This window comes from Sporolactobacillus sp. PKPK-6, assembly GCF_056678885.1.
The window spans coordinates 819,274-836,823 of record NZ_JBWXPA010000001.1; the positions used below are offsets into that span (position 1 = coordinate 819,274).

Here is a 17,550-nt window from a genome sequence, read left to right on the forward strand (position 1 = left end):
ACAATCAAATTCTCTTTTCATTATAACGGAACAGATGAAATCTAATCGACTTGTACAAAAAACGTTCAGGTTCAGTGTCATGATGGGACAGTAAAGATTGGCAGCGAAGTATGAACGACACAACCGTGCCCGTTAAAGCGAAACCGCGAAATTCATGAGCACACGGTCGCGTAAAGGAATGCAAGCGCAAAAAAAGCATGCATTTGTGCATGCCCCAGATTTGTTTCTAAATTAAAACAGCACGTTCCATGTCTTCGGACCAACGATGCCATCCACCGTCAACCCGTGACGTTTTTGATAAGCCTTAACAGCTGACTCCGTCTTCGTACCAAAGATACCGTCAACAGTCAGTGACAACGCACGTTGAATCCGTTCCACATTTTTTCCTTGACTGCCTCGTTTGATCGCTGTTCCAGGATAAGTCACTACCGACGTTCCTGTTGAACCTGTCGCCTTCGTTTTCTGACTCACCGCTTTTGACAATGCCGCCTGAGTATCTGGTCCGACAACACCATCGACCGCAATTTTATAATCGCTTTGCAGAGCACGAACCGCTCGTTCAGTAGCCGTTCCGAAAATACCGTCAGCTCCCGCTTTGCCTATAGAATAACCGGCTTTAATCAATTCCTGCTGCAGTTCCTTGACAGCAGAACCCGTTGATTTATTTTGTAATAATGGGCTTTTCTTAGATGACGCAGTCTGTGTCGCAGATGCAGGTTTTGCTGATTGATTCGCTGCATTGTCTGCAGTGATCGTCTTATTAACAATTCCTTCAGCAATTGCTTTTCCGATTGCATCGGTTTTAGATGAAACAATCTCTGCATCCGTTTTTGTATCCACAAACCCGCACTCAACGAGAATTGCCGGCGATTTGGTATTCCTAAGCACATAAAGGCTTGTATTTTTCTTAATGCCACGGCTTCTCAGTCCGGTTACCGCGCAAATATTATTTAAAACGCGTGTGGCCGCTGCATCGGTTTTACTGTCATACTGATAAACCTCTATTCCGGTTCCACCACCGGCATTCAAATGAATGGATACGGCTAAAGCGAGACCGGTATGGGCATTCACATGCTGCACGATTGCAGACAAATTTTCATTTTGCGTTTTGCCCTCGTTGTCTGTATCATCATAAACGGTTTGACCGTCAGCCCGCAGATATGTGATGACTGCATCTTTAATTTTACGATCCACGACTTCTTCCTTAATATATCCATGCGCACCGGGTACAAATGTATTATGTCCGGCATGAATACTGTATTTTGCCATGTTTCGACAGCTCCTTTTCTATATTCTTATGTCCGTCCATCTTTTTTTGAAAAAGACAGATCACTAGTATATAGAAAAAAGCACGTTTGCCTGGTGAACAAAAAAACAGCCGTTCATGAGATGAAAGCCTCACAAGCGGCTGTTTCATAATGTTATGCAAAAATTTGTTCAATGGCCGTATAGTCAGAATCACTCAACTGGAGACTTTCGCTTTGCAGGTTTGCCAGCAGCTGTTCAGGAGTTCTCGCGCCAGGAATAACCGGCCCAATCACCGGATTCTTTAAGTACCATGCAAGAACGAGCTGAGCCACGGTCGCATCATATTTTGATGCAATTGGTTTCAATTTTTCAACCTTTGTAACATTTGCTTTCAATTGATCCGGTTTGTAGAGATCAATGTTCAAGCGATGATCTCCCTCCTCGAAGTGCGGCAGATTTTCCGGAGAATAGCGACCGGTCAGCAATGCGGCAGCAAAAGGTTCATAAGGCACAAAAGAGATGTGCTGCTCATTCAAATAGGGAACCAATTCCTTGACAGCATCTTGTTGCAGCAAGTTGTATTGATTTTCCACAAGATCGACATAACCATCTGCATCGGCTTCTTTAACCTGATCCAAGTTGAAATTGGAAACACCGATTGCTCGAAGCTTTCCCGCTTCTCTTAATCGTTGCAATGCGCCGACCGCTTCTGCTTTCGGTGTATCCTGATCCGGAAAATGAATATAAAAAATATCCAAATAGTCCGTTTGCAGCCGTTTCAGACTCTCATCCACAGATTTAGTCAAGAATTCCGGAGTATTATTCAAAGTGACGGAGCCATCGGGTGCCACTTGCTGTGCACCTTTGGTAGCTACAATAACCTTATGCCGATCATTTTTCTGCAGCACCTCGCCGATCAGCTCTTCTGAATGCCCAAGCCCGTACATAAAAGCTGTGTCAATCATCTCAATGCCCTGATCAATCGCAGTCTGAACAACTTTTTTGCCTGTTTCATCATTAAGATTCGGAAAAAGATTGTATCCACCAATTTTATTTGTTCCCAGTCCGAGCGGATTAACTGTTAATTCTGTCCGTCCAATTTGAATCTTTTCCATCAGATCGCCAGCTTTCCTACAGATTACTTTTATCGTAAAAAAGAAGTGACAGCGTTGTCAAAAGTTATGCCTGTGACCTCAAGAAAAAGGAACGTGCGAAATCTGCTCGCATAGCGTAAAGTACAGCTGGAACAACCGTTTACGAATAATTTCTCCCTCTTTGCCAGCTAAATCGACAACCACGCTGGCAGCCGCAACATTATGAACACAAATCATCCGCGGTGCCTTGACCATCGCGGGTGTACCAAATCGGGCTACCCCTTCAACTGCTTCCCTACACTTTTTTATAATCTTAAAAATACAAACCACTTAGTTTTCCGGAGGATTTGTATCATCCGGAATGAGACATTCATAGCGTTCTCCGTCAAGTCTTTGCTTAAATTCCTGTTTTGCATGTTCCAAAAGTTCTCCATCGATCATTGTTTTAACTGCCGTGCAGGCAATCACTTTCCCAGCCAAAAGCATCGCATTGACCGCATAATTCTGAGTACCCTGCGTAACTGCCTGCCAAGTATGAAAAGGAGTTCCCAGTGCCCAGGTTGCCGTCATGCACTGAGCTGTCGGCACATTCCAACTGACATCAGAAACATCAGTCGATGGCTGCATAAATGCTTCTTTCTCCGGGCATGGCTGAATCCAATTCGCAATAGGCAGTTTTTCAACTGTTTTTATTTGCTCTGAATTTAATTCGATTAATGCATTTTCTTTCTCGGATGAATTAAGAGTTTTATAGATTGACTTGATAAATTCGATATCTTCTTTGCTGCATTCCGGATAACTTAGCTCCTTCATGAATTCTGCCATTGTTTGATGAAGTGTTTTATTGGGTATCAAATTATGGGTTGCTCCGACAATTTTACACGTCATTTGCGTTTCGGTCATTAAAGAGGCACCTTTCGCAACATTGATCACGCGCTCGAAAAGCTCTTTAACCTCCTCAGGTTTCTCTGCACGTACTTGATACATTTCTTCAGCAACGGATTGAACAACATTCGGAGAAAATCCTCCTGTATTCGTTACTGCATAATGAATTCTCGCCCGATTAGGCATATGCTCTCTTAAATAATTGACACCAACATTCATCAGTTCTAGCGCATCAAGTGCGCTTCGACCAAGTTCCGGTGAAGCCGACGCATGTGAACTCTTTCCATGAAAGGTAAAACGTGCCATGATGGACGCTGTTGATGAAAGATGCATCACACTATTGCTTGTTCCTGGATGCCATGTAAAAGCAGCATCAACATCCTTGAAACATCCTGATCGAACCATAAACGTTTTGCCGCTGCCATTTTCTTCAGCCGGACAACCATAGTAGCGCACTGTTCCTGACACATTATTTTTTTCAATGTATCTTTTAACTGCGAAAGCAGCTGCCATGGCACCTACTCCGAGAAGATTGTGTCCGCACCCATGGCCACTGCCATTAACGATGATTGGATCATGGAAAACCACGCCCTTTTTTTGGCTTAAGCCCGCCAAAGCGTCAAATTCGCCCATTATAGCAATAATTGGTTTTCCAGATCCAAAACTGCCTACAAAGCCGGTTTTCATTCCAGCTATATTTCTTTCAACAGTAAATCCCTCATCTTCGAGCGTTTTCATCAAAAGCTCTGCCGACTTGAATTCATGATATTTAAGTTCAGCGAATCCCCAAATTTTATCACTGATCTTTTTAAATAGTGCACGTTCACCATCAATACTCTGCGCTAGTTCATCTGATAAGTTCATAAAACGTCCTCCTAAAAACATTCCTAAGCTCGTTCAAGTTTGTATTGATACACCTTTATTACGTTGTTATTGTTTCTTGTATTGCCATTTTTGTAGTTCATGTAGGGATCCCGGCCAAAATGAAGATATTCCACCATTAGATAGATCCTTGCTTACAGCAGTGACCTGATCAACCGCATAAAGCGTCAGCATTGGCATGTCCTTCTGCCAAATTGCCTGCAACTTGCTATAGATCTTTTTTCGTTTTTCCGGAACCGGTTCCTTCTTCCCCTGTTCAAGCAATTGATCGGATTTCGGATTCGTGTATTTCATGAAATTGTACGAATTATCCTTGTAATAATAATTTGTATCCGGATCTACCGTCATCGGTAAACCGATGAGCAGCAGATCAAAGTCTCCCTGCTTCCCCTTCTGCATAATTGTTGGGAAGTCATAGGTCGTTTCTTTCACTTTAACGCCGATAGCCTTAAGATCCTGAACAATTAAGTCAGCTGACTGCTGACGAACAAGATTTCCAATAGGTACAACGAGATTGAGTGTCCGATTGAAATCCCAGCCCGCTTCTTTTAACATTTGTTTCGCTTCATCTGGGTTATAGTCAAGTGTTTTCAGATTCTTATCGTAGTACGGATGCATTTCAGTATATGGTCCGTCATTAAAATTACCATTCCCCTTCAATAATTTATTCACAATTTTCTCACGATCAATTGCATGTGCAAGCGCTTGACGGACCTTTGCATTTGGTATGTTTGCCGTGTTGAACATCATCGTTTGAAAATTTGACAGCTGTGAATCAACACTCGTCTTAATCGTCTTCATTTTTTTAACCGTATCTACATCCTGAGTAGGCAAATCACCAACTCCTCCGGCAACATTCATCTGGATCGATCCCGCTTCAAGTTCAGAAGCAAGGTTGGACGCTTGCATGATTTTGATAAATAGCTTAGGTATCTTAGGTTTTCCAAGATAATAATTGTTGTTTGCTTGATACTCAATGAATGTATTTTTACTGTACTTAACAAATTTGTACGCTCCACTTGTTACATCAGGTGCCGTCATATATTTGCTGTTTGCTAATTTCTCAGGCGCGACATCTTTGAGCACATGTTTAGGCAAAGTAAAAATTTTCGTTCCAATCATTTCTTTAATATAATTCGGATCGATTGGATTTTTGGTTTTAAATGAAACTGTGTGGTCATCAACTTTTTTTAGATTAGGAATCTCCGACAGTCCCTTTGTCAATTTACCGCTGCTGTCTAAGCCCTCTAAAGAAGAGAGATTAAATCCAATTGCTGTTTCTGATTTTGGGTTAGCAATTAAGTTGAAGGTAAAAAGAACATCATCTGCCGTAATTGGCTCTCCATCCGTCCATTTTGCTTTAGGATTCAAATGAATCGTATAGATTTGATTATCTTTTGTGGTTATTGATTCAGCCAATTTAGGTTCAAATTTTAGCGGTGAAGTCATATCAAGGAACGGGTCAAACATGACACCTACAGCAAATTGTCCCGCCATATCACCATTGTTAATGGGATTAAAACCGGCTGGTGGATTGACCAGCCCTAAATAAATCGAATTTTTGACAGTGCTGGTGTTGGACGATGATGTCCCGCAAGCTCCGAGAAATAATAAAGTCATAGTCAGTAATACAGCTGTTAAAAATTTGATTGATTGTTTCATTGATTGTTTCATTGATTGGGCCATTAATAAATCACTTCCTCCAATTAGTTTACTTCATGGTCGAATAAAGCTAATAATCTCCAATTAATCTAGCTATTAAGGCGTCGAAAAAATTAGATTAATTTAATAATTAAAACTTTAACTGATGTAAGGTATAATAACAATGTGAACTATTCCACAAATAATTCTAGTAGAATATAAAATTTCACATAAAGGCGGTGCAATCATTGAACATTTTAGCCAATATTCAGGACTCACTTGCATCGTTATACGCAAGTGATTATGAAATTTGGATTCGTTTGAATCAATCGGAATTCAACCTGCTTACGCCTTCCTCTTCATCATCACAAGCACCGAAATCTGTTTTTTTTAAAGAAAGAGAAAGTTACATCATTTCCCGATTTCAATCGAAACAGGACATCTATTTAAATTTTCCCTCAATTGGGCAGATTGTTTTTCGTATTTTCAATGAAAAGAAACCTGACAGTGATGAACTCCGTCGGCTTTTCAATCTATTTTATTCACTGGTCGCTTTCTATCGTCAGCACTATACACTAGATATCATTCTAAAAAGTGTTCAAGATATTTCCGACTTGAAAAATCAAAGTAAACTCCTGACCAAGATTCTAGAAAATGCGCTTTCAGTTATTCCGGTTGCTAATGTTGGCATATTATGGATGTTTGATGCGAAAGAAAAGCGGCTGAAAGCAAAAGCATGGACAGGCGGACCGAATGAAAATTTACTTAAAATGAAAATGAAGCCTGGCGAAGGAATTGTTGGCAGTACATTTCTTGATCGTCGATCACGAATCTACACTGGTTATGCAAATATTGAACATGCCTCTGTAACAATGACTGACCAAAATATGCAGGAATTATTTAAATCCTATAATTTCAAGAATATGAAATCGGTAATAACCGTTCCTATTTCCGTTGCAAAAGAAACGATAGGCGTTTTAATCATTTATCAAAGTGGACACCATCCAATGCTCACCGATTATGACAAGAAATTACTCGAAGGATTTTCTGATCAAGTTTCGATTGTCCTTGCTAACCAACAGCTCTACAGTAATTTACAAAAACAAAACCAGTTACTTGTCACACAATCAAAAATTCATAAAACATTTATGGAACTTTCATTGGAAAGCAAAGGAATTCAAAATATTGCAGATAAATTGAGTGAACTCATTAATCTGCCAATTATGATTATCGATTTTAGCGATCATACAAATTATTTTTGTCGGCTAAGAAAAGATAGTTGGGACCAAACCGACCAAATGATCAAGACATTCAGCCATTTAAGAAAGCCTCAATTTCAATTTTTGTTCGATCAAACGGTCTCGTATTATATTCAGCCAATTATAGCCAATCATTCCTGTTTAGGCATCATCATGGTTAAAGTCGACGAAACGGCATTTCTAGATTACTGCAGGGTATCTGTAGAACAAAGCAGCTCAATCATTGCATTGGAAATGATAAGAAAACAAGCGGTCGTCGATTTTTATTATAAAAAAACGCATGATCTCTTTTTCTCTTTCTTAAACTGCAAAAGGAATACTCTTCTGCATGAAAAAGCGAGCGAATTAGGAATAAGTCGCCACGCAAACTTTCAGGCAATGATTATTCAGTTAAATACCGATGTTCAGGTCATTAATGTGCAAATATATAAACTCATATCAGAGATCAAATTAAGTTTTCAGGATCGAATTGCTGTGATCTATGGATATAACGCAAAGATCATTGTATTGTTCACACTAAAAAGCCAGAAAGATCAGACGTTTTTGATAAAAAAGATACAATTGCTATTGAATTACTGGCATCAAGATCATCTGCTGTCATTACGTATTGGAATAGGTACATGCTACGCTACCATCGAAAAAATTGAGAAAAGTTATCACGAGGCTGAAAAATCACTTGCCTACTTAGTATCAACAAATCAAACGGGAACGATGGCGTACAGAGATATTGGGGTTAACCGTCTATTTATGTATCAGCCAATTGAAGAAATCGACACATTTATTGATGAAGTATTCGGACCTTTAAAGACAAATAATCATCAGGATCATCAATTAGAAGAAACATTAATCGTTTATATGGAATCGAATTTATCTGTATCTGCTGCTTCAAAAAAGCTTCATATTCATATTAATACTATGTATCAGAGACTAAAAAAAATAGAAGAGCTTTTATCACTCTCATTCTCCGACCATACAAATGTGCTAAAACTTCAGCTGGCCTGCTACTTGCTCCGATATACAAATTTACACGACCAGGATATTCATTGAGCTTAGACTTATTAAAAGCCCTTGAATTTTATCTCGTTTTGTCGTAAACTACAAATCAATCGAATAATTTAACGATAATTTCTTATCTAGAGAAGTTGAGGGACTGGCCCGATGACACTTCAGCAACCGTCGTTTCACGACAAGGTGCTAATCCCAGCTGGCAAGATGTGCCGGAGGGATAAGAAGAGACTTGAACGCGCAGCCTTCTTCTCCCTGAAGAAGGCTTTTTTGTATAAAAAACGCTGAGTCAATGGAATCTCTCCGGACAGACCGTTACCACCAATTAGGCAGTTGTGAAAGAACCATTAAACCAGGAAATGATATTGAGGAGGAAACAGAAGTGACCGTAACCACTGCAAAACAAGCACCATTCAGATTTGATCAAGTAGGAAGCTTTTTACGTCCGGCCGAATTGAAAATCGCTCGGGAGAAATTTGACTCAGGAGAAATTGACAAGGCAGCATTAACTCAAGTAGAAAACGAAGAGATAAAAAAAATCGTTGAGAAGCAAATCCAATTGGGATTGAAGGCCGTCACAGATGGTGAATTCCGCCGCAGCTGGTGGCATCTCGACTTTCTCGCCGCATTAAACGGTGTCGAAAGCTATGCCCAAAATGCAAGTTATAAATTCAAAGGGGCAAAAACACGCGATACAAACGTGCGCTTCGTTGGCAAGGTTTCCTATAATCCGGAACATCCTTTTTTTGAAGCATTTAAATTTATGCAGAGCATCGTACCGGAAGGCATTCTAGTCAAGCAAACGATCCCCAGCCCGACTCTCTATTTCCGTGACCATCGCAGTGACGAAGCCGTTCATTTTTACGACTCACATGAAGAATTCTTGACAGATTTGGGTCTTGCTTATCATCAAACGATTCAGCGATTCTATGATCTTGGCTGTCGTTATCTTCAACTTGACGATACAACCTGGGCATTTCTGATCGATCAGATTATTAATGCCAAGAATGCTGAGGAGAAGGCAAAATATGAACAAATTGCCGAAGACAGTGTAACCGTAATTAACAAGGCTTTAGCGGGACTTCCTGAAGATCTGACCGTGACGACCCATATTTGCCGCGGAAATTTCCAGTCTACATTCCTGTTCTCCGGCGGTTATGGACCGGTTGCAAAATACCTTGCTCAACTTAATCTCGACGGTTATTTTCTCGAATACGACAACGAGCGTTCCGGCGACTTTGCTCCGCTCGGAGAGATTTTCAAAGAAGGCTCCAGTAAAAAAGTCGTCCTTGGTCTTGTAACCTCTAAATTTCCCGAACTGGAATCTGTTGACGGCCTTCAGAAACGAATTGAAGAAGCAACAGCGTATGTTCCATTAAAAAATCTCTGTTTGTCCACACAATGCGGCTTCGCATCGACCGAAGAAGGAAATAAGCTCACGGAAGCACAGCAATGGGCAAAAATAGATCTCGTCGTCACTACCGCAAAAAAGATCTGGAACAACGTCGATTAACACCATTATCAAAACCGACTTATTTACAAACATGTCTTTATTAAATCACAAACCGCTCAGTCCTATTCCGACTGAGCGGTTTGTTTATCACAGAATTCTTTAACACGTTTTCCTGTGTTTTTTTCAGTTTATCGTTATCTTGAATTACAGACTCAGTAACTTCTTTTACGGCAAAAGGTTCAACAAAGTCTAGGCGCAAAAAAATTACGTATCCAAATGCATCCGCTGCCGAAACTCCTTCACTTTGCTTCTGCTGACCGGAATTTCAGCTTTAAGATCATTCAAACGTACGATATAGGTCTGATTAAACCACGGAACAATTTCACGTATTTTGGAAAGATTGACTGAATAAGACCTGTGACAGCGAAAGAACAACTTCTGAGGCAGCATCGCCTGAAATTCGGACAGGCTCATTGGCATCGTATACTGCTGATCATTGGTATACACCAGCGTCACCTTTTCACTTGCTTCGGCATAATAGATGTCATCAACATCTTTGACAATAATTTTTTCATCATGACGCAGATTGATTCGCCGCGAACGGATCGTTTCGTCCTCAGCTGCTGCTTGCTCGCGGTGATCAGCCGTCTCACCTGTCAATCCATGATCACGCTGAAAGGCAGCCTCTAGTTTAGCAAGCATTGGCGCGATCCGCTTTTCATCATAGGGTTTTAAAATATAATCGAAAGCCTCTAGTTCAAACGCCTTTGCCGCGTGCTCTTTATAGGCCGTAGTGAAGATAATATACGGCTTCCGTTTGAATTTGCTGATGTTGCTCGCCAAAAGCATACCGTCAAGAGACGGAATATTGATATCTAAAAAAATCGCATCGGTCTCGTTTTCTTGTAAAAATCTCAATACATCAAGACCATCTTCAAAGCTGTCTGTAATTTCAATCGAACTGTATGTTTTGATTAAAAATTCAAGTTCATCACGCGCTAATTGTTCATCCTCAACAATAATTGCTTTCATTAACCCACCTTCTTAATGTCGAAATAAACATCAGTTCCCGGTGTCAAATGATGAATGATCAAACCGTTCCCATAAATTAATTTTACGCGCTGATGAACATTTAGCAAACCGATTTTCTTTGCCGGCATTTGGTCTTGATACAAATGATCAATCGTTGCCTGATCAATGCCCGGTCCATTATCCCTCACATGAATACGAACACAATGGCTCAATGCCTCGACGCTTATCGTGACCTTGCCTTGTCCGCCTGCTTTCAGTGCTCCATGCTTAATCGCATTTTCCACGAGCGGCTGTATTAGAAGGCTGGGAATTTTTAAATCGACCGGATCCAAATCATAGGCTACTTCCAGTCGGTGACCGAATCGCGCACGCTCGATTTCGACATAGTCTTTCACCTGCTGAATTGCCTCATCCATATCAATCAATTCGTCCGTGCGTTCAATATTTGAACGCATATATCTGGATAAATGAATAATCAATTCACGCGCTTTTCCCGGATCTCTGCGCGTCAGAGACGCAATCGTATTGAGTGCGTTGAAGAGAAAATGCGGATTAATTTTTGACTGCAAGGCCCGCAGCTCCGCCTTGCTTGCTGCCTCTTTTATTTGTTCCATTCGAGAGATCTCCAATAAAGTTGAGATCATTTGCGAGAGTCCGATCGCGAGTGTCTGCTGAGAATAAGTCATTTTTGTCGCCTTGCAATAATATGTCTTGAGCGTTCCTGTCACTTCATCCTTTTCCTTTAACGGAATGATCAGTACCGATTGAATTTGCGGCAAATGATGCTCCGACGAATGGTTGGAGAAGGTGATATGCCCTTGACTGATCACCTTTTTCGTCAAATCGCTGACGATGTTTTTACCAACCGTGTACCGCTCCTCTCCGAAACCAACATACGCGAGTACCGATTCCGTATCCGTCATAGCCACAGCGTCTGCATGAATTTCTTCTCTAATGATGTTGCAGATTTTTGCCAGAGAATCCTTATTAACGGAACGAAAATAAGGAAGTGTTTTATTCGCAATATCCAAGGAAAGTTTCGCCTGCATCGCGGCAATTTTCTCCTTTTCTCCTTCGACACTCATGACCAGTAGGACGATAAAACCGATATTGACCTCACCCAAAATCATGGGCAGAGCAATTTGCGAGACAATACTCCAGCCGAGTTTAAACGAACCGGCCATCAAAAGGATGAGCACCATCGTTAACAGCTCGCAGAACATCCCGCCGGCGATACCATATATCCAACGCTGCGATTTTTTTACCTTTTTATGGATCCATACCGAAACCACTCCGGCAAACGAACTGGTAATAAAACACGGAAGTGCTGAAACGCCTCCTATATCAATCAAATAGCGGTGTGTACCGGAAACGATACCGGTAATCAAACCGACAATCGGACCAAATAAAATTCCGCTCGATACAATTGTTGCAATACGGACATTCACCAGTGATCCTTCCACATGAATTCCTGAATAGGTACTTAAAATGGCAAACAAACAAAAAATGGATGTCAGAATCGCAAGCTCGGATGCCGAGTGCTTTTCACGCTGCAATATCTCTTTAAAACGCGGAATTCTCGTAATTAAAAAAAGAAACACAATCAGCAATGCTGCTCGCTCAAATAATTGAAACAGCATGGTCACAAACGATGTCATAATGAATTTCACCTGCTCTCAGTTCGTCCTGATAACGATTTCATTACCATTTTAACAGACTTTTTTGGACCTGTATCGCTACTTCTTTTAAACAACAAAAAGTTCTGCCTCAAACATCGACCGTTGATGCTTGAAGCAGAAGCCTTTGCAAAATCTCACAAGCCATCTATTTATATGACCCATTTTTCATCCTCAAAAATCTATTATCTTCTCTCTTCCTGTATTTTACGTGCGGCGAACAAAGGAGCACGTTTCGTACCTGGGACATGGAGCAGCAGCGCAACAACAGAGGCAGCAGCGCAAAGCAGCGCAATGAAGTTGAACGTTGGCGCAAATCCCCCCAGAAATCCTGAGATGAAGGATACGCTTAAACCACCAATCCCGAACCCTTGATAAATGATTCCATAGTTCCGACTTTGATTTTTCAATCCGAAGAATTCAGAAACAATGGTTGGGAAGATGGTGATATTCCCGCCGAAGCAGAATGCGACACTAGAGACACAGATAAAGAACAAGGCAAAATTCAGTTTCAATTCACTGAGGACAAGTGCAGCTGCCGCAGTAATGAAGAGCGATACAGCAATCACCTTCAGCCGCTCAAAATGATCGGATGCGGTGCCCAGTACAATGCGTCCGGTTGTGTTGAAAATCGCGACAAGCGCAACCGCATTTGCGGCTGTTGCCATATTCAGCCCGGCAAGACTGACACCGATATTTGCCACGCTGCCAATCAGATACAAGCCGCTCATGCATGCCGTGAACAGGACAAAGAACAAGAGATACGCTTCCTTCGTGTGAAGCATTTCCTTTAAGGTATAATCATTTTGAACCTTGACACTGCTTCTTTGCGGCTTTACTGCGACCTTCGCCTCTTTGACTAAGAACGCACCCGCAATGAGCAAGAGCATAATGATAATGCCCCAATAGAGGAACGCTTGCACAACGCCGACAGAGTTGATAAAGAATCCGAGCACGTATTTAAACAACAGACTCCCGGTTCCGTATGCGCCGACTGCGATTCCCGAAATCAAACCCTTCTTCTCAGGGAAATACTGAATTGCATTTGAGAGTGTTGTCATGTACCCGATACCGTTCGATGCACCGACAAGAATCCCGGCAAAGCTATACAGCATCCACAGCGATGAGGAAATCGATGTAATCATAAGTCCAGCACCCATACCTACTCCACTGAGAATGAGCAGACCGCGAATCCCCAATTTCTTCTGAATGCTGCTGGCCGATAAAGTCGAGAAAGACAAAGCAAAACTCATAATCGAGAACGTCGTTGCGACTGCACCGACACTCCAGCCGTACGTATCGGCAAGCGGCTGATTAAACAAACTCCATGTATAGATGGTACCTAAACCAATCATTGCAATAACCGTTCCAATCAGCACGGACAGACGGGATTGTTTTGAGCTCTTCATTTCATTTGTCATGTTAATGACCTCTTTTCGCTCCAATTAGTTATATAAACTGTAAAATCAGCTTTTCTGAAGGATTATTTCCTTTCCACACACTAATTGTAGCAACAAAAAGGATTGTGAAAGCGTTAACAGAATGAGATGACGAAAACAAGGAATGAATAGCATTGATTGCGGATTCAAGTTCGGATGATGCTGATATCAGCAATTCAGGAGCATAAAAAAATGGCGTGTCCATTTACGGGCCACCATCATGTATTGAAACAAATAGAAGAATTGCTTTTATAAATGAAACTTTCTTAACCCGTATGAATGGGAAGATGATTCTCCTTGCTTTTAACGGAGGAATTCGGGAGAAGGTCCCACTGGTATGCCTGAGCGAATCGTTCTGTGTCTGCGGCTATGTTAAAAATTTCGGCAAAATGTTTGACCGCACGGATGCCTTGATCATGTCCTGCCAATTCTTTAATGTTATGAATTGGATCATGCAGAAGCTGATTAATCATGCTCTGTGTCTGCTGGCTGATGATCTTACGTTCTTGTTCCGTCATCCCAGGTAGTTTATTTTCAATACGCTTCATTGCCTCAGCATGCAAAGAGAGTGCTTTCTTACGCAAACCGGAGATGACCGGCACAACGCCAAGCGTCTGCAGCCATTCTGTATAGTTCACCAGTTGATGATCGACAAATCGCTCAATCTGCCTTGCAGCACTTCTTCGTGCTTCTAGGCTGTCGTCGACGATTCGATCCAAATCATCAATATCGAACAGACGCACTCCATTCAGCTGCGCAATCTGCGGATCAATATTTCGCGGAACCCCGACATCCACCAAAATTAAAGGACGCCCTTTCCTTCTTGCAAGAAGCGGGAGAATAGTCTCCTTTGTGATCAGAAATACCGGAGCTGATGTGGATGCAAAAACAACATCACTTTGCTCCATCCGAACAATTAATTCACTCAGATTCGCAGCCTGACCATGAAACTCTGCTGCTAATTGAACGGCTCGTTCTCTCGTTCGATTCATCACCGTCAAATGCCTGATACCGACACTGGTCAGATGCTTCAGTGCCAGCCTGCTCATCTCGCCCGCACCAATCATCAGTACCGATTTGCTTTCAAGCGAATCAACCGTACTCTGAAGCATTTTAACCGCTGCATAGCTTACCGAAACCGGATGATCATTGATTTGTGTCTCTTCTTGTGCACGTTTTGCCACATTCAATGCCTGCTTGAACAGTTCATTGAATAAAGTATCGGTTGTCCCGGCTTGCTGAGCTGTCAAAAAACTGTTTCTTACTTGACCGATAATCTGCGTCTCACCCAACACCATGGACTCCAATCCGCAAGTCACACGGAAAAGATGGCGAACAGCTTCCTGATCTTCCTTAATGATCAAATAGGGAGCAATACGTTCAGGCTCAATCCCAAACCATTCAATAAAAAATTTTTCGCTATAATAACGACCTGCATGCAGCTGATCGCAGACAACATAGAGTTCCGTCCGGTTGCATGTAGATAAAATCACATCTTCAACAATAGTGTTTGCTTCTCTTAATTTAAGGAGTGCCTGCTCTAAATCCGACGTTTGAAACGTCAATTTTTCTCTCATGTTCACCGGAGTGTTTCGATGGTTGACTCCAATTGTCAGAATATGCATGAACCAGCTTCCTCCGATCTTTTTGTTCAAAGATGGACTTTGGACATCATGAACTTCTTTTTTATTACAACCAATAAATCAATGCAGAACAAAGCAGTGACTTTTATCACTTTAAAGTCACTGTTCATTGTATCATTTTTCCAAACAGGAAGCATCTCTTAGTGGATAAGACAGGAATCCAAGCTAGAATAATTAAATGATACATTTATCTTGCTATGACTCATGGTCTCAGACGAAAAAAGCTGCACAACCTTTCAATCAAGGCTTGCAGCTTTTTTTACTCCATATGGAGATGGTGGGAATATAACCTAACTCAAAAAAGCGCACCATAATAGCAAACAATTGCCATATCCACTTGATATTGCCCTCTCTTTGCCCTCACTAACAATGATTGAAGAATATAACTGCAAACTTATTGTCCTAAAAAAATACGAAAACGAACACCGTTACGATCTAACTTCTGATTCCACATACTGGACTGTCGTCGATGAGATTGAGAATTTAGAAAAAGAAAATAGTTAGCTCGCTGATTGAAATGTCACACAAACTCTCTTTAGTGTTATTTAACATTTTATTGTGATTTGTTTTTGCCTATCGCATGCTTGGAAAGCCTGTAGGGCTTAAACACACCATCTTTCGCATCATTGACGACCACGTGTTAATACTTATTATCGTGTTAAAGATGGTATCATGACGCTACACGCAGAGGCTGTAGGCTGGGACGACATCAGTTGGGCACAGTCAAAAGCCAAACATAATGGAATGAGAAAAATCAATAAATTGTATGCCGCTGTGATTGATGAAACCATCCCGTTAAGAAGATTAATGTGACGGTTACGTATTATGGTAAGAAAGGAATTGAGCGAACACTGTTTATAAAAAAATAATTATACGAAACTTGAGACAATTTATATATTTTTTATTGTGTGAGATGCTCTTTTTTTGCTTATGTTTCAATTTTATGTGCGGGATCATGCGGGGCCAATGCGGGATCGTGCGGTGTTCCGCATGCATAAATGTGTTGTCATAATTTTTGGAGAAATGTTATTATTTATATATACCATTAATAATTTACTAAGGAGGCTTAATTAATTGCTACTCTGTTTAGATGGTTGACAAGCTAATTTTTTGTTCTTTTTCTTTATATCAATAGAACCTAATGTGCTTAACTCTCACTTCATAAGATATCTCCCCTTCTATGTAAACAAGCACACAGTTTATTACCTCGTATCAACAAATTCGAATATCCACAGGAGGTCTATTAATGTCAAAAAGAACTAAATTTTACTCAATTATTTGTCTTTTATCAACTCTACTTTTTTCCTTAATTCCTTTAAGTTCAACGTATGCAAGTACTAATGATAACAATCAACTTAAATTTGTAAATAACCACAAAATTAAAATTACTAATTCAGATTATTTGCGATTAATTAATCTGGGGTTTTCTGACGAAGAAATTAAAAATATTGATAGTGAAGAATATAACCTCAATAAAGACCTGAACGGTCAAAAAATTTCGAGCGATACTAAATATTATAAAACAGTAGAAGTACCTTCTACTGAAACTTTGAAAGCTACCACCAATAAACAATTAACTCCAACTCAAACTACAGAAGAAAACACCGAGACCCTCGAACTTACAAAAGATGAATATTATAGCGAAGTTGCGTCGCAAAAATCAGCACTTCCATCAACAAAAAATTTAGCGAATGGTATAACTCCAATGTCAAACCCTGACTCAGGAACTACTTCATATAAAACTATGACTACCTCTATAAGTTCTTTGGGCGGACGAAAATATAGAATTAAAAACAGCGTTAAATGGGATGTACTTCCTGCTACTCGAAGTATTGATGGAATAGGGGCGGCAATAAATTCTAGCCACTTTAATCCAAATAATGATAGTACTAAATATGCCAAACAAAGTTGGGGTTATGTTAACTACACAACTGGTAAATCCGGAACTGATTCAGCCACATATTCCTCCAGTAGTGATAAATGGCAACTTGGTTCTAGTGGTTACGGAGTAAAAATGAATCTAAAAAATGATGAAGGTACCAAAACTGGTGGAAATTGGTTTGGGATGTTTGTTACCTCATTATCAATGTATGCATACTATTCTGTAGATGAAAATAGTTATGGTAAAGAAACAAGAATTGATGCGTACGGAAGATATAGCCACGCCAAAATAAATGTATCCACTAGTATGGGTTTCAGCATATCATTAGGAGGTATTGGATTTAGTTTCTCTGGTGCTTCTTCAACTTCCTTCGATATTCAGAAGAACACACAAGCAACAATGTATATATAA

13 protein-coding genes and 1 riboswitch are annotated in these 17,550 nt (G+C 40.6%); of the genes, 4 read left to right on the top strand and 9 right to left on the bottom strand.

Going from position 1 to position 17,550, the window contains the following annotated elements; all coding sequences use genetic code 11:
• Positions 1-231: 231 nt before the first annotated feature.
• The 5 genes from AC1MBV_RS03940 to AC1MBV_RS03960 form a co-directional block, all read right to left on the bottom strand.
• On the bottom strand, positions 232-1,269 hold the full coding sequence (locus tag AC1MBV_RS03940; RefSeq protein WP_480947552.1) for an N-acetylmuramoyl-L-alanine amidase: 1,038 nt from the start codon (positions 1,267-1,269) through the stop codon (positions 232-234).
• Between the two features lie 152 nt (positions 1,270-1,421).
• Positions 1,422-2,363, bottom strand: coding sequence for an aldo/keto reductase (locus AC1MBV_RS03945; protein WP_255746843.1), 942 nt, complete (start codon positions 2,361-2,363; stop codon positions 1,422-1,424).
• Positions 2,364-2,441: 78 nt separating this feature from the next.
• Positions 2,442-2,597, bottom strand: coding sequence for an L-lactate permease (locus AC1MBV_RS03950; RefSeq protein WP_480947553.1), 156 nt, complete (start codon positions 2,595-2,597; stop codon positions 2,442-2,444).
• Positions 2,598-2,672: 75 nt separating this feature from the next.
• The gene (locus AC1MBV_RS03955; RefSeq protein ID WP_480947554.1) at positions 2,673-4,091 is read right to left on the bottom strand and encodes a M20 family metallopeptidase; all 1,419 of its coding nucleotides are present in this window, start codon (positions 4,089-4,091) and stop codon (positions 2,673-2,675) included.
• A gap of 66 nt (positions 4,092-4,157) precedes the next feature.
• A complete protein-coding gene (locus AC1MBV_RS03960) occupies positions 4,158-5,783 on the bottom strand; it encodes an ABC transporter substrate-binding protein (RefSeq protein WP_480947555.1) in 1,626 nt (541 codons plus the stop codon).
• Positions 5,784-5,998: 215 nt separating this feature from the next.
• On the opposite strand from AC1MBV_RS03960, the gene AC1MBV_RS03965 reads away from it, so the two are divergent.
• Together AC1MBV_RS03965 and AC1MBV_RS03970 are read left to right on the top strand one after the other, a co-directional pair.
• The gene (locus AC1MBV_RS03965; RefSeq protein ID WP_480947556.1) at positions 5,999-8,056 is read left to right on the top strand and encodes a helix-turn-helix domain-containing protein; all 2,058 of its coding nucleotides are present in this window, start codon (positions 5,999-6,001) and stop codon (positions 8,054-8,056) included.
• Between the two features lie 79 nt (positions 8,057-8,135).
• Positions 8,136-8,241, top strand: a riboswitch (SAM riboswitch).
• Between the two features lie 155 nt (positions 8,242-8,396).
• Entirely contained in the window at positions 8,397-9,527 is a 1,131-nt protein-coding gene (locus tag AC1MBV_RS03970; RefSeq protein WP_480947557.1) for a vitamin B12 independent methionine synthase, read from the top strand.
• Positions 9,528-9,731: 204 nt separating this feature from the next.
• Here AC1MBV_RS03970 and AC1MBV_RS03975 read toward each other — a convergent pair whose 3' ends face one another.
• The 4 genes from AC1MBV_RS03975 to hemA form a co-directional block, all read right to left on the bottom strand.
• Entirely contained in the window at positions 9,732-10,499 is a 768-nt protein-coding gene (locus AC1MBV_RS03975) for a LytR/AlgR family response regulator transcription factor (RefSeq protein WP_480947558.1), read from the bottom strand.
• Entirely contained in the window at positions 10,499-12,157 is a 1,659-nt protein-coding gene (locus tag AC1MBV_RS03980; protein ID WP_480947559.1) for a LytS/YhcK type 5TM receptor domain-containing protein, read from the bottom strand. The genes AC1MBV_RS03975 and AC1MBV_RS03980 overlap by 1 nt, the downstream gene beginning before the upstream one ends.
• A 203-nt stretch (positions 12,158-12,360) precedes the next feature.
• Entirely contained in the window at positions 12,361-13,584 is a 1,224-nt protein-coding gene (locus tag AC1MBV_RS03985; protein WP_480948254.1) for an L-lactate MFS transporter, read from the bottom strand.
• Positions 13,585-13,880: 296 nt separating this feature from the next.
• Positions 13,881-15,239 carry a glutamyl-tRNA reductase gene (hemA, locus tag AC1MBV_RS03990; RefSeq protein ID WP_480947560.1) on the bottom strand — a complete coding sequence of 453 codons (1,359 nt, stop codon included), beginning with the start codon at positions 15,237-15,239 and terminating at the stop codon, positions 13,881-13,883.
• Between the two features lie 690 nt (positions 15,240-15,929).
• On the opposite strand from hemA, the gene AC1MBV_RS03995 reads away from it, so the two are divergent.
• Together AC1MBV_RS03995 and AC1MBV_RS04000 are read left to right on the top strand one after the other, a co-directional pair.
• Positions 15,930-16,070, top strand: a complete 141-nt coding sequence (locus AC1MBV_RS03995) for a hypothetical protein (RefSeq protein WP_480947561.1) — start codon at positions 15,930-15,932, stop codon at positions 16,068-16,070.
• Between the two features lie 433 nt (positions 16,071-16,503).
• Positions 16,504-17,550, top strand: coding sequence for a hypothetical protein (locus tag AC1MBV_RS04000; protein WP_480947562.1), 1,047 nt, complete (start codon positions 16,504-16,506; stop codon positions 17,548-17,550).

Coding starts and splice junctions, on each gene's coding strand:
- AC1MBV_RS03950 (WP_480947553.1), bottom strand. CDS start 2,597: ATGGTCAAGGCACCGCGGATGATTTGTGTTCATAATGTTGCGGCTGCC.
- hemA (WP_480947560.1), bottom strand. CDS start 15,239: ATGCATATTCTGACAATTGGAGTCAACCATCGAAACACTCCGGTGAAC.
- AC1MBV_RS03975 (WP_480947558.1), bottom strand. CDS start 10,499: ATGAAAGCAATTATTGTTGAGGATGAACAATTAGCGCGTGATGAACTT.
- AC1MBV_RS03940 (WP_480947552.1), bottom strand. CDS start 1,269: ATGGCAAAATACAGTATTCATGCCGGACATAATACATTTGTACCCGGT.
- AC1MBV_RS03960 (WP_480947555.1), bottom strand. CDS start 5,783: ATGAAACAATCAATGAAACAATCAATCAAATTTTTAACAGCTGTATTA.
- AC1MBV_RS03945 (WP_255746843.1), bottom strand. CDS start 2,363: ATGGAAAAGATTCAAATTGGACGGACAGAATTAACAGTTAATCCGCTC.
- AC1MBV_RS03985 (WP_480948254.1), bottom strand. CDS start 13,584: ATGAAGAGCTCAAAACAATCCCGTCTGTCCGTGCTGATTGGAACGGTT.
- AC1MBV_RS03995 (WP_480947561.1), top strand. CDS start 15,930: ATGACGCTACACGCAGAGGCTGTAGGCTGGGACGACATCAGTTGGGCA.
- AC1MBV_RS03955 (WP_480947554.1), bottom strand. CDS start 4,091: ATGAACTTATCAGATGAACTAGCGCAGAGTATTGATGGTGAACGTGCA.
- AC1MBV_RS03980 (WP_480947559.1), bottom strand. CDS start 12,157: ATGACATCGTTTGTGACCATGCTGTTTCAATTATTTGAGCGAGCAGCA.
- AC1MBV_RS04000 (WP_480947562.1), top strand. CDS start 16,504: ATGTCAAAAAGAACTAAATTTTACTCAATTATTTGTCTTTTATCAACT.